Source organism: Dysgonomonas mossii (assembly GCF_004569505.1).
Taxonomy (GTDB): domain Bacteria; phylum Bacteroidota; class Bacteroidia; order Bacteroidales; family Dysgonomonadaceae; genus Dysgonomonas.
The window spans coordinates 52,393-67,797 of sequence record NZ_SPPK01000002.1 but is presented as its reverse complement, the minus strand read 5'-3'; the positions used below and the strand labels follow the sequence as shown (position 1 = coordinate 67,797).

Annotated in this window: 6 protein-coding genes; all 6 read right to left on the bottom strand. The window is 39.4% G+C overall.

Annotated features, from left to right (window positions below; all coding sequences use genetic code 11):
* Positions 1-49: 49 nt before the first annotated feature.
* Positions 50-919, bottom strand: coding sequence for an outer membrane beta-barrel protein (locus tag E4T88_RS05685; protein WP_135104513.1), 870 nt, complete (start codon positions 917-919; stop codon positions 50-52).
* Positions 920-928: 9 nt separating this feature from the next.
* On the bottom strand, positions 929-6,490 hold the full coding sequence (locus E4T88_RS05680; protein WP_135104512.1) for a discoidin domain-containing protein: 5,562 nt from the start codon (positions 6,488-6,490) through the stop codon (positions 929-931).
* Positions 6,491-6,664: 174 nt separating this feature from the next.
* A complete protein-coding gene (locus E4T88_RS05675) occupies positions 6,665-9,205 on the bottom strand; it encodes a glycoside hydrolase family 3 C-terminal domain-containing protein (RefSeq protein ID WP_135105272.1) in 2,541 nt (846 codons plus the stop codon).
* A gap of 303 nt (positions 9,206-9,508) precedes the next feature.
* Positions 9,509-10,213, bottom strand: coding sequence for a DUF3823 domain-containing protein (locus E4T88_RS05670; protein WP_135104511.1), 705 nt, complete (start codon positions 10,211-10,213; stop codon positions 9,509-9,511).
* Positions 10,214-10,225: 12 nt separating this feature from the next.
* Positions 10,226-12,037 carry a RagB/SusD family nutrient uptake outer membrane protein gene (locus tag E4T88_RS05665; protein ID WP_135104510.1) on the bottom strand — a complete coding sequence of 604 codons (1,812 nt, stop codon included), beginning with the start codon at positions 12,035-12,037 and terminating at the stop codon, positions 10,226-10,228.
* Positions 12,038-12,049: 12 nt separating this feature from the next.
* On the bottom strand, positions 12,050-15,220 hold the full coding sequence (locus E4T88_RS05660) for a SusC/RagA family TonB-linked outer membrane protein (RefSeq protein ID WP_135104509.1): 3,171 nt from the start codon (positions 15,218-15,220) through the stop codon (positions 12,050-12,052).
* Between the last annotated feature and the right edge of the window lie 185 nt (positions 15,221-15,405).

Here is a 15,405-nt window from a genome sequence, read left to right as displayed (position 1 = left end):
GGCTGCCTGAAAATTACTTCTCAGGCAGCCTCTTTTACATTTGTGAATATTAATAAGCAAATGCTAACTTTAATTTCACCCCAATAGATATTGGATATATTTTTTCGGTAAGCGCTTTTGTGCCCTCTGCTTTAAGATACTTTGATGCAGTTATACTATTCACTTCGAAATCGGATGGATGTTGCTTATTATACCCCAACAAAGAACTCTTTTCTTTGTTTTTCCGCACATCGTTAAGTCCGTAATCACAGTATACACCCGAGTAAAGAGCTAGCTTATCGGTAAGCCTCCATTTATTTCCAACCTCGGCTGATAACATAAAAGACAGCTTCATATCCAAATCAGCTTTTTTCTCTGCCCCTGCAAAATGACCTATACCGTTTACTTCATTATCTTTATCGATAAGAAGATCAATGTCGGCATAATAAGCAGTAGTAGACAAATTGGAAAGAGTAGTTGTATATTTTCCACTGACCGGTATTCCTATTTTCCCTCCAACGGCAGCATAAAAACCTTTCGATACAGATTGTTGGAATTGAACCATAAGAGGTATATTCAGGAATGTAGCATTATGCTTCTCTTCAACCGAATGAATGAAATATGCAAATCGAAATTCATCGTTATTGGCATCTATAGCATTATACTCATCAGAGATATTATCCATAAGTCCTTTCGAGTTCATAAAAGATAATTCAAGCCCGGTATTCAACGCCCAGTTTTCTGAGAGAAAGTAATTGTAACCCACCCCAACAGAAGATCCAAACGCCAGCTTATTATCTCCTTCATTTATTTTATATTTCAATGAAGATATTCCTCCCGTTGCAGAGAAAAACACTTCATGTTTGTTATCCTGCGAGCATATGGCAGAACTGGTAAGTAATGCCATAGCCAACAGAACTGTAATTTTCTTGATTTTCATACATTATACTTATTTTGCTATTATCTTAAACTCTTCTTCAAAGCCACTCTTTGTTCGAAGTTTTACTATAAATGTTCCTGCTTTGGATAACGTAAACGGTGTTACTTTACCTACCACAGGAATTGATTTTTCTAAACTTCCCGCAATAGTGTATACTTGTAGTTTTGCCCCTTTCAACATATCCTCATCCAGATCTGTTTCCAAACTGATTACTTCTAAAGCATTTACCGGATTAGGATATACTTTTGTTGACGAACTCTTAAGGAGTGCACTTCCCTGACAGGTAGAAAAACTTTTCCCGTCTGCTGTCGTCATCCTTACAGAATACAAAGCAGCTTTATCGAGAATGTCGGTTTCTTTACCTCCGGCAGAATAATATTGTTTGTTGGTTCCAATCTTTTCTCCATTTCTAAACCATTGGTAATCTTTGAAAACGTAACCTCCATTTGTAGCCGCATTATTATTAACAGCTAAGATATTGTTCCACTTCTGTACTACTATACTATTGAAAGGAATTGGCACTTCTACTTTCAGCGTATAGTTTTTGCTTGCTATACCATCTGCGGCAGTTACTGTGATAACTTTCTCATACAAACCTGGTTTTTTCACATCCATAGAGAAAGACTTGCCTCCACTTACTGTGGCTCCGGTAGCAGGAATAACGGCCACATCGATCTTATCCGCTGAATAACCACAATCTAAGACATAAGTATTCTCAATATTCCAATCATCGCCATTTACCTTCAGCGAACTTATGTCGGTATCTGAATACATATCACTCAGGTTAGGAACAATATATTTATCCTTGTCTGCATCTAACTTGTAGTAGAAAGCAACACTAAAATTATATAATGGATAATGTTTTCCATCAATAACATTCCCTGAAGCATCCATTGGTTCTCCGCTTGTAGTAGGAGAATTGTTCCATGTTTTATGTTCGTAATTGAAGAATGCCTGATAGTCATCGCTATCGCGCAGATTCCCATGTCCTCGCAAGTTTCGTCCCGACAATGTAGCATCTACACCCGCATAAGTAACCTCGATAGCTCCATCCAGGTTATTGGCACAAGTAATAAGAACACAATCCTGTTCCGATCCGTCTATCACTACGTTCTGAATGCTTTGCTCTACATCGTTCAGATAAACGTTAAATCCATAATTAGGCATTTCTAACAAGGTTTTGGTATCAAGTACCAATGGCAGCTTCGGAGCAATGTATTTTATGCGCAGTTGCTTTTGATTTCCTTCAACACGAGAAATTTCTATTGGTTGCAGTGGTGTAAAAGTTTCACCTAAAACCTTCGTTTTATATATCACCTTCCCTATCATTTCGCCGTACCAACGGTAACCATTTGCATCCAAGTGCCCTCCAACGTCTGTCATGGGATAGATGGGACCAACACATATAATATCACTATTTGCATTCGCAGCTTCCAGTTGTGCCATTCCTATTTCTAAGCTTCTACCTTTTGTATATTGAGCTCCTGCCTGATAGGTATAGAAGACCGGATTGTCAGCCTGCTGGTACTGTGCTTTAGCATCTGCTTGCATATTATTTTTTAGCGTCATAAGCAAATTCTTATATGTCGCTTTATCTCCCGATGCAGTTCCCTCATGTCCATCAAGTCCTGTACCATACTCGTTGTAATAATTGAATTCTCCTTGCATGAATATGATAGCCGGACAAGAAATAGTACTGTTGGTTCTGTCAACAATCGTTTTTGCTTTTTCCAGAGCTGTGATATAATTATTATATAATACTTCCGAGCCTTGGTATTCTTTCGAAAGCTCTTCTATATTCTTTCCACTTGTTCCACTCGATGTTGCCAAAATACGATTCTCTTTACCCGTAGCATCATGCATTAACGGAACTTGCTTACGTAAATGATTGACAGCTCCGTGCAACGGACTCTCACCCAAAGCTGTACCATATTCGGTAGCTACTAAAGGGCTCAATGTGTTTAGTGCCTGATTTCCATAGTTTATCCAGACTTGGCTTCCTATCATATAGTTTCCATCAAGGTTATCGGTAGACAGCTTATCCGATTCATGCCCTGTAGACAAGCTTTGTCCGTACATGATGTAATGCTCATAGTTGTGAGAGTTGGAGATCGGAGTCGTTGCATTTGTGTTATATACCCTAAATTCATGTATCGACCAGTAACCGCCCGGATTAGTTCCTGTCTGAACAATGCGGATATATCTGTACTTCTGCGGCTCAAACTTTATAATAAAGCTATTCGGGCTGCCATTACCTGTATGTATAGGGCTTCCCCATGTTGTACCGTCGTTAGAGACATATACTTCGTAAGAAACAGGAAAATCATTCGGGCTTTTGGTACAGTCCAACACCAATTTATCAAACTCCTGTTCTTTTCTCATATCTACCATAAACCACTGTCCCGGAGCTTGAAGAGCTTCTGTATCCCATCGGGTTTCATCATCATAATCTATTGCATTCTGAGCCGCATTCGTATTATTCGATGCCGAAGCAATCCATCCTGTCATATCCAGAGGAACTTCCTCGGCTACTTCTTCAGACTTATAAACATAAAATTCGTGGATTGACCAGTACAAGTCTTTCGATCCTGTTTGGTTTATTTTTATATATCGTCCTTTTACTGTTTGGTCTAAGATAACAAACAACATGTTGCTATTTCCTTTTCCTGTAGCTACGCTATTCCACGAAGCCCCATCGCTTGACACGAGAATCTCATAACCTACAGGATAATCTCCCGAGCTGGCTGAATAATCAAGAATAATAGCATCAATATCTTTTTCTTCGTTCATATCTACCAAGAACCATTGCCCCGGAGCTTGAACCGCTTCAGTATCCCATCGGGTAGCAGGATTGCCATCCAATGCGTTTCTTGCTCCATTTGTATTATTCGATGCAGAAGCCGACCAGCCTGTACGGTCGTAAACATTTTCGCCTGACAGCTTTGGAGAATGGGCAAGGTTATTTTTCCAAAGTTTCACATTGGCAGTATTAATTCCCGAAGAGTTTGTTATCGACGAAACGACTGACAATCCCGCTTCTCCTCCACCTATCAAAAGGTTGTTGACAGGCATAACAGATGAAGCCTGAAGGCTCAACTCTGAGCCGGAAGCTAATGAAGCCAATCCTGTTTGTCCGGGATGATGGAAGTGTGCCGTTTGCATTTCTACCTTTCCTCCCGACAATGCAAGTCCTTTTGTTGGATTTCCCCAATAGTCTGAATTAAAGAAAGTAACCTTCCCTGTAAAGTTCGGGCTTGTTTCAATATATCGGCTATCGCTACCAAAAGCAACGATCTGGGTATTGATAAGATCAAAAGACTCGATTCCGCTTCCAACTACCTTGAATGCACTTATACTACCGTCTATGCCCAATCCTAAAGATGAGCCTTTGGCATTGTCATTCAGGATAAAGCCATTATGTCCTCCAAAGATAAAGTCGTTATATAAGCGTAAGTTTTCACACGAACCCACCTCTAAAAACTGAAGATGATTTGTTCCATGCACGTAAGAAGCGTCGATGAGATTTCCTTCACTACTCGGATTAGGAGAATTTGGCCAGCTTCCCCATTTCGATTCGCCACCGTAGGCATAAGCGTTTACATTCACATGTACATTTTGTACAATCCCGTCTTTGGAGTTGCCACCGATCTTTACACCGGATGTAAAGACATGTCCCATGACATAGTCTACAAAATGATTATCACATTTGTAAGTAAACAAATCGAGAAATTTATCTGTAGCCCTTACCCCTATATTTATAACATACGTATTAGCTCCTGTAGCCTGTATACAATAAGGATATGATGGCATATTAGGTAGTAAACGTGCATCCTGTTCGGGATAATTAAACGCCAATGCACGAATACCGCTATTTGAAGACAACTTAATAAATGGAGTTCCGTTCGGATTGCCTTTGTCTGCATAAACTTCTATAATACTACCTTTGCCAAGTGGAGAAGAAGGTACATCAGACGCCCCTCTTAGTTCTACCCCCGAAGGAATTGTCAGGTGTCCCAAGACTTTATACTTACCCGGAGGAAGAAAAACAATCCCTCCGCCATCAGTTCCGGCCTGATTCAAGGCTGTTTGTATGGCATTCGTATTATCAGTTGTCCCGTTTCCTATAGCATTGTATGGTGCAGCCGCAGCATTGTAAAGCACTTCTCTCGATGGCTTTCTGCTCTGATCCTGTATTTTTTCAAAGCTTGGTACTTGTGCCATAGAAACAGGCGTATGGTCTATTACATTTTCGAGAATAGATTTATTCTTGATATCAACCTCTTTCGAGAAACGATTTCCATTTAAAATAGACCTTGCAGCAATACCAATAGTTATCTGCGGCTTATCATTGTTGAAATCATTATTATTGGCAACAAGCGAACCTCCGCCGATGTTGATTGCACCTTTGCTTACTAACGACTGATTCAACAAAATTTTTGTACCCGATGATTTATCCACTGAAATAGCCTCGGAGGTAGCTTCAATCTGAGAAGCTTGTATCTGAAATACTCCGCCTGTATTCGGTCTGAAAGAAAATCCGGTTTCACAATTTTGTATTTTCAGGTTAGAACACAAGAGACCTACATCATTCACAGCTTCTGCATAGACAGCTGTTTTACAATCCTTAAACGTCAAATCATAATAATGTCCGTTTGGAGTAAAACCTTCGCTGCCTGCCGACATCGAATAGCCCAATAGTATTCCTTTATTGTATTTTTCTACATGAACATACGTAGTATACGACCAGTCGTTCCTGCGCATTACGATTCCTGTCCCATGCTCGTATATCCAGTTTGCAAAAGCGCTTCCGGCAGCAGGAGAGCCTGTCAACCCTGATGAGGCCCAATAACTTGGTGAGAAATCGATATTCTCAATTCGCCCTACATCACCTATATTATCTATTTCTACACCTACCGAAAGCGGTGTTCCATACATTCCATTTACAATAGGGCAGCCGCCTGTATTTGTTCTCGAATACATGAGCCCGATATATGAATTTACAAATGTCACGTTCTTTGCATTCGCAAAGTCATTACCCCAATAGCCGGGTTTTCCGAACAAAATAGATGGGGGATATGCAACTATATTATCGGGGTTCTGTTCGGGATACCAAATAGCGATATCCATAACAGCCGATGCAGATTCGAGAGTGAGCAAAGGCGAGCCATTCACATCGCCCCTACCGGCAAATCCCATAAGGATAGTACCACCTATCGGCTCTCCTTTCACAGGCTTTTTCCAATCGCCACGGAGAATAACTCCTTTAGGAATTATCAGTCCGCCATTGATTACATATTTGCCATCGGGCAGATAAAGAGCACCTCCACCCCATGTTGCTATGTCGTTTAAAGCTGTTTGTATCGCAGCTGTATTATCGGTGACTCCGTCACCCACAATACCTCTATCGGTAGCCGATAAGGCGGAAACAAAAGTTTCTAATTTAGGATACTGATCCGACCCCGAGGCCTTCCACGATTGTCCGTACAATGGACTATACACTCCAAAAATAAAGAGTATAATCCAAACAAGAGATTGTCTTGTAAACACTCTGTAATGTGAAGAATTTTCCATGATTGATAATGTTTTTGATAAAAAATTAGATTATATAGGCATATAAAGAGCGTGTAGACGGCTCTAACGGTTACGTTTCGAGCCGACCACTTTAATTGTTTACGACAATAAGCTCTTCAACAGTTTTTTCTAAGAAATCAGTGCTTTCTGAAGATGAAAAGAAGCTACTGAAATCTATTTCGCTGGCATTAGATTATACTTTTCAGATAACCTGATATCGGAAGAAGACGCTCCAACCATAAATTCATATACTCCTTCAGGAACTATAAATTTTCCCAACTCTTCATTCCAATATCTCAACTGTTCTTTTTTGATTTCAATTTCAATTCTCTTTGTTTCTCCTTTCTTTATAAAGCTTCTTTTAAAACCTTTCAATTCTTTAATAGGCATTATTACTCCTGTTTCGGGTAACTTTACATATACCTGCGAAACTTCATCACCATCCATCTTACCGGCATTCTTCAGGTCGAAAACCAGATTTACGAATTCGTTATTTTCGGTCAGTCTAAGATTCTTATATACGAAAGATGTATAACTTAGGCCATATCCGAAAGGATATAAGGGTTTCCCCTTGAAGTACTGATAGCCCCGTCCTTTGGTTACATCATAATCATCAAAAGCAGGAACTTCATTCAAGCTGCTATAATATGTAAGAGGTAGTCTTCCAGCAGGATTATAACGACCAAATAATACCTCGGCTACAGCCTTTCCTCCCTGTTCACCTGGATACCAAGCATTAACAATCGCCGGAATTTTGTCTTCCATCCAATTGATTGCAAGAGAACTTCCCGCAACCAATACAACTGTAATATTTGGATTCACTTTATAGATTTCCTGTATAAATTCCATCTGATCAGCAGGCAAGTGTATATCGTATCGGTCTTGTCCTTCTCTCTCTATCGTTTTATTGATACCTAATACAGCAACTACCTGCTCACACTCGCGAACTGCTTTACCCGCTTCGCCATACATATCAAGTCGCTGTTGTGTTCCTATAGTTGGTATTTTCCAGTAAAGCTTAGCAACAGAATTATCGCGATTATTAAAATATTCGGCTCTAAGATCATACTCCTTCCCTGCTTCAAAATAGTAAGTAACCGAATCTGTAGCAATACTCCTTTCTTGCCAAGCATCTATGAGTTTTTCTCCATTGATAAAAAGACGAGAACCATCATCGGCAGTATAGTACAACGTATAATTTCCCGACACGGTGGGTTTGAGTTTCCCTGTCCAACGGATAGATAAAGGAAAAGGCGGAATAAAAGGATCGGGAGCCTGATTAGCAGGCTCAAAGTTTACCCACTCCTCGGTACGCACCTTCGGTGTACCCGATAGTTCCATATTTGTAAAATATTCCGATTTCAATCCTTGTGGAAAATAAGACGCAGATATCATTTCTTTTCCATCGGCAGCAGATTTCCATGGTGCATATACGACTTCCACATCCTTCCCTACCTGATCTTTTATTCCTTGCAGTATAGAGATGGGGGCATTGGCAGGAATACCACTATAATCTCCGAACTCACTGTTACCGGCATTTATACCTACAACTGCTATTGATTTTATCTTTTTAGGGTTTAACGGTAATGCCTTGTCTTTGTTTTTCAACAAGACAATACTCTGACGTGCAGATTCGAGAGCCAGTTCTTTGTGTTTTTCTGAACCTATCACCGAAGGCGATATTTTGCTGTATGGGTTATGGTCAGGATCATCAAATAATCCTAATTTCATCCGTGCCCGCAGCACTCTGTATGCAGCAGAATCGATGTCAGCTTGCGAAACCATATACTGATTGTATGCATTCAAAAGAGGTTGCATATATACATCATCGCCACACTCGAGATCAAGTCCGGCTTTGATTGAAAGTGTTGCTGCGGCTTCTTTTGTCTTTACATATTTCATCGCCGAAACCAGAAGACTTGGACCTCCACAGTCTGAAACAACATATCCGTTAAATCCCCAATCGTTCCTTAAAACTTTGGTCAACAACCAAGGGTTTGCCGTACACGGAACATCATTAATGGCATTGTAAGCCGACATGATGGACGCTGACTTCCCTTCTCTTACACACATTTCGAAGGCAGGAAGATAATATTCCCTCAATTGCCTTTCCGATATCTGAGGATTCGCCGTAAAACGATTATGTTCTTCATTATTTGCAGCAAAATGTTTTGGAGTAGCTACTATTTTCAGATAAGTAGGATCGTCTCCCTGCAAGCCTTTTACAAATGCAGTACCTAAAACGCCCGACAGATAAGGATCTTCCCCATAGGTTTCGGGAGTACGTCCCCAACGTGGGTCACGAGCCATATTCACGGTAGGAGACCAAAATGTAAGAAGGTCTGTAAAACGTTCTTTTTGAAGCCTACCTTGCTCCAGTTGATTCCATCTCGCACGTGCTTCGTCAGAAATGGCTGTTGCTATCTGATAATGCAACTCTGGATTCCACATGCTGGCAAGTCCTATAGCTTGCGGAAATACGGTGAACCGTCCGGGGCGTACCACTCCATGCAGAGCCTCATTTCCATGATAGTATTTAGGAATTTCTAAACGCGGAATACCGGGCGAAGTGGCGGTAAGAAGGCTTATTTTTTCTTCTATCGTTAGTTTTGACAATAAGTCTATGATACGATCGTGCATAGGAGCTCTTTCGTCTCTGAATAATTGCTCTTGCTGTGCACATAATGGGATATGACTAACAAGTACAAGCCACATGATAAACAGTAGTTTACCATAACGTTTTCTAAAAAATATCATGCTTTATAATGTTGAATTATTTGTTAAATAGTTTTATAAACAGAAAGTATCAGAGCTTATTTGGTTTCGGTCTATTTATTTGATTAAAACAACGATACAGAGAAAATATATTTTGTATACTTCTGTACCGTTGTTACTTCAACCTTTTTTACCTAAATCTACATCATTATATACATCGACTCCCATCTATAACTTTTTCTATTTTTTTAAGGCTGTCTGAGAAGTGATTTTTGAACTTCTCATGACAGCCTCTTATAATCATTATGGTATTGTTATTTCTTTAATCTCAGAATAATTATATCCCTTTACGATAGGATCTGCAACACGTGCTCCGGCTCTGAGGTAGAATTTGCGTCCCGACTTAAGCCCGTCGATAGTCATAGAATGCTCGGTTGCATAGATCGTAGCATTAGTCATACCTTTCAGGTCTAGTTCATTTCGTCCGTAATCGCTTATGTATGCACCATTACCCACAAAGGATGTATTGTTTACAAAAACCTTCGCATCGGTAACCTGATACATATCCACCTCGCTCGAAATCTTGAACTTGACAGTAGCAGAAGTTCCATTCTGAATGATATCTGTTATTTCGAGATGTAAATATGGTTCAACAGTGAAATCTTGAGTTACTGTACCTTTGATATCTATTTCTACCGGATCGATGGGAACAAAAGGTCCATTTTCTAAAGTGACTCTGTAGTGTCCTTTGAAAATCATGGAATTGAAATATGTTCCATCCTGCTTATTCCCAAAGTATTGAGGGGTTGGAGTATCACTCCAGCTCAATTCTTCGAGCTTAATACGCATATGCCCTGTTTCGGTCATCATCGGTTTTCCCGTAAATTTGTCATAAACAGTCCCTTTAAGCGTTTCTTTCGGTGAATCAAAATCATCAATATCTGTCATACAAGATGTAACAGTGAATGCGATTGTGATAAAGAATAAATATTTAAATATTTTTTTCATAACTCCTGATTTTTAATATAGTGGATTATTCGGTAATAGATTAGGGTTCTTACCTATTTCACCACCAGGTATAGGTTCGTAATATTGTATTATATTGAATGTGTACCCTGTACGATGAGGCTCTTCCGCCTTCTTAAATATCCATTTATTCTCATTGATGATATAATATGGATAAAGGGCATGGTAGCGTTTCTCTCTTATTTGTTCACCTATTCTCCAACGACGCAAATCCCACCAAGTCTGGTTTTCGAAGGCTAATTCACATTGACGCTCTGTTCTGATTTTATCTATTGTCAATTCAGAAAGGTTTAACGAGTTGTCGCCACCCCTGCTTCTTATCTTGTTGATCTGAGCCAAAGCATCTGCTTTCATTTCGCCTGTTCCCAATTCAAATGCAGCTTCTGCCCTATTAAGGAGTACCTCTGCATAGCGGATATCAATCCATGCCTGAGTAGATTTCCAAAGATTTGCTTCAGCAACACTTACTTTGTAATTGTTGTACTTCCTCATGTGCAAACCAGTAGGACTGGATGGCGATGCTGCTGTACCAATACCATCATAACCTATAATGTTGTATTCTTTACCATTGGTCGCTTTATATTTTGCATAAATATCATTGGTTCTTATCGGCTCTGCTGTAAGGCTATAATTCTCATAGAGTCCTGCCTGAACATCAACCATTTTTCCTCTGAAAACTTCTCCCGGGAAGAGAGCTATTGCTCTCTGACGTGGAGCTAAGGTAGTCAACAGGTCTTCTCTTGCATTGAATTTTATAGGATTGCCTTGCGTGTCGTTTACCTTTACTTCTCCAAGCATTTCAACAACATCCAATGTAGGGCAAAGAGCACCCGCATAGCTACTCGAACTAGACCGTGGTGAAGCAAATGCATCCCAGCTGTGACGTGATCCCTCTACATTGTCCATATAGACAAAGTCTTTTATAAACACGTTTTCGGGGCTATTCGTATCCAAGAATACATCTACATAGTTTTGCACCAAATCCGGATTTTTTTGATACAGATCATAATGACCTTCAAGCAACTTAGCAGCATCGTAACTCTGCTTAAAATAATCTGTAGCTCTACCTTCAGGTATACCAACTAATCCGGCATCGTGAGCAGGAGTTCCGACAAAGTAATCCTTTCCATATTTAGCGATAGAACCGGCAAACAACATGGCTCTGGATTTCAATGCAGCTGCAACATATTTATTAGCTCTGCCGGATACGCTTCTTTCGGGTAAGTGATCGACAGCCCATTGCAAATCTTCGCTAATAAAATCATAGACAGCTTCTTCTTTATCTCTCGGAACTCTCAGTTCCTCAATGGTTTGTTCAGGATATGATTGCAATTCTTTTACGATAGGCACTCCACCATAGCGTTTTACCATTCCAAAGTAATAGTATGCCCGACAAAAACGAGCCTCAGCCAACCATGCATTCACTTGCTCTTCGGTATACTTTGAAGCATATTCTCCCAAGTATTTAAGAAAATAATTTGCATTACGAATATCTGAATAAGGCCAGTAACCAAAGCCATTCCCATTTATATCCCACTGTCTGAAATCATTTGCCTGAAGCCATTCTCCTGTATTTGCTCCTAATCCCCAGAAAGCTGTAAACTTATTAAAGCCTTCTGTTCTGTTATATTTGAAGTCCTCAATGGGCAACTCACTATACAAACGTGTCAAGTAGGCTGTTACACCCGATTCTGAGTTGAAGATATCTTTATCAGTCAATATATTAGGGGGATCAACTTCGAGATCGTTACAAGCAAAGAATCCTCCAACAACCAAAGCCAATAATAAATATTTTAATTTTTTCATAATAGTATATCTTTAAAAAGTAAGACTAAAGCCGACATTATATGTACGAGTTAATGGATACATATAGCCATATAAGTCATTTTCGGGTTTATCATTAGCATCTGCTCCTCCGCCCGGATGCTCCGGATCGATATATTTCAACCCTGTAAGAGTAAACAGGTTATAAGCATTTACATAGATGCGGGCATTGCTTACCCCAACCTTTGTTGTCAGTTTTTTAGGCAATGTATAGCCAAGCTCTATAGACTTCAGACGCAAATATGCCGCATTCTGAACTGCTCTTGTACCTTCGCCCCATGCCGACCCGTTACCTGTCATCGGGAAGAATCCAGAAGTCCATTCTGTATTCGGATCATAAACATCGGCATTAGGATCTGTCGGATGCCAACGATCCATAAAGAAATCTAAGGTGTTCTTATCAAACGCTAATGGCACATTTAACATTTCGTAATATCTTGTCCACGACTTAGCTGTTCCCTGAAATAGCATATTTATGTCTATCCCTTTATATTCAGCAGCCAGAGTAATACCATAATTTATATAAGGCAATTCTCTTGTGGCAATAGGAGTTTCGTCCCAACCATCAATAACACCGTCTCCATTCAGATCTTTATAGTAATAATCTCCTGGCAATGTAGCATGATTTCCTCCGCCTGCATTGACGTCATAATTAAGGATCTGGTCGTAAGAGGTAAATTGTCCGCCATAGGTTTGTCCCCACCAGATATTTTTGTAACGATTATTGTAATTACCTTTCCAATGTTCGTATGAGTTACCTGCACGTCCTTGCTCGAAATAGTCGTTTTTGGTACGAGTAAGCGACATGTTTGCAGAAACATTATAAACAAAATCACTAACTTTATTTCTGTGAGTCAAAACAACCTCATATCCCATTGTTTTATCACTATTCAGGTTCTCCTGAGGAAGTTTAGCTCCATAAGTTCCCGGTAGTGAAAGTAAACGGTCTGTAAACAGCCCTTCTCTTTTTCTGATAAAATAGTCATATTGGAAACCAAGTAAACCATCCCATAGGTCGATATCTACTCCAATATTAAATGTCTTAGAGGTGTACCATGTAAGATATGTATTGGCTATACCACGGAATCCGATACCATTAATAAACTCACCTCCAAATACAGCACCTCCCGAAGGATAATCATATCCGGTAAGGAATTGATAGTTTAATGCTCCGTCATCACCCATTTCACCATAGCTGGATCTGATCTTCAGATTATTAATAAATGATAGTGGCTCAAACTCCTTCACAAACTTTTCTTCCGAAATTCTCCAACCGGCAGACGCAGATGGGAACCATCCCCAACGACCATTTGAACTAAATTTGGATGAGCCGTCACGTCTGAAGCTGAATTCGAGCAAATATTTTGACGCATAATCATAGTTAATACGACCTACAAAACTTTTTCGCTGCTGATCATAAAGTCCTCCGGCATCCATACCTGCAATCTGACCGTCTGCATCACCCGCAAACAGGTGTAAAACCTCTAAGGAAAGATTACGTTGTGCATTGAAGTTGTCTCCTTCATTACCACTTTCTTCATAAAGGAACAACGCCTTCACATTGTGTTTTTCGAAGAATGTACGGTCATAATTTAAAGACAGCTGCATTAAATTTGAAATATTTTTACCAAATCCACGTGCAACTTTAGACGGTGTATTTTTCACATACTCATTATATGTATCATTTCCTGTATCATATTTGTAAAGTGAGTATGTTCTGACATAATTCTTCCAGTCATTATCTTTATAGTCGTAGCTATACATTGCTTTTGCCGAAAGACCTTTCACTCCGGGTACATCAAAGATCAATGCCAAAGATGACTGAAAAGAACGTCCTTTATTATTAAAGTATCCCGACTTGTTAGGATCCATCAACAACAACGGGTTTTCGTCAGTTTCGGCTGTGGGATACAATGGATTGTTATTGGCATACATCGATTCTGTCGATTTTGCCAACCATGTATTCTTAATCAGGTTCCAAGAACCGCCATTGATATCATTCCGTTCGTCCATCATACCCGCTACCCTGAATTCACTTCTCAAAAAGCTTGTAATCTTAGCATCAACATTAGCTCTTACATTCCACTTATCATAATTCGGATATTTAGTCTTGGTTATACCATCTTGTTTCATATATCCAAGATTAAAGAAGTATGATATATTTTTAGAAGATCCCGCCATATTCAACGAGTGTTGAGACTGAGGAGTTATATCTCTCATAACAGCACCTCTCCAATCAGATGAAACACGAGTACCATTATTGAAAGCTTCAAATTCGCTCTCTCCATACGGAAGTGGTACAGGGTTAACATAGTTATTGTTGAAATTTCTTCTTGATGCCTCGTTCTTCAATGTCATATATTGAATTGCATCAGTACTGTTAGGAAAACCAATAGGTTGCTGGAATCCGAAGTTAGCCGAATATGTTATATCAAACTTACTGCCTTCCGAGTTTCCTTTTCTTGTAGTGATAAGGATTACACCGTTAGCTGCACGTACACCATAAATAGCGGCAGACGCATCTTTAAGTACCGATATACTCTCTATTTCGTTCGGGTCCATTCGGGCAAAGTCGTCGCGCGGCACACCATCTATTACTACCAAGGGATTTCCTAATCCTCGGATATCGAACCGGTTATTAAAGCTACCGGGTTCGGAGCTTCTCTGAACAACCCTTACTCCGGGAATTTTCCCGGTCATCATGTTCACTAAGCTCTCATTTTTTGTTGTGCTTATTTCTTTATTATTTATTGCAGAAACAGCACCTGTGAGGGTAGTCTTTTTTTGAGTTCCGTAACCAACCACTACAACCTCATCTAAAACCTGACGATTTTCTTCTAGTATTATAGACAGATTATTCTGATTATTTACAGGTACTTCTTTCTTACTGAATCCTATATATGATACAATTAGTACATCATTTCGGGAAGTTTCGATACTAAACTTACCGTCAACATCAGTCATTGTTGCTTTTGTAGTACCTTTGATGGTAACGGATGCTCCTATGATCGGATCATTTGATGAATCATATACAGTACCCTTTGTTATCTGGGTTTGTGAATATGCCAAAAGCGACATAAACATAAATAAGAGAAGAAATAGAAACCGTGTATGCAAGTTCCTGAATCTTTCTTTCGGAATTGATTTTTCTTGATATTTTTTCATAATCTATTTATTGTTTTTCAAAAAAACGGTTAAACAATTTTCATTACAATTTTAAGGCTCAGTCAGGAGGTGTTTAATAAGAACATACTAAAAGGAGATTTTTAAGGTTATAAAAATATGATTAGTCGTTAACGTTCGTCAAAGTAAAAGAGGAGTACTTAAAAAAGCAGAAAAATAAATGTTAG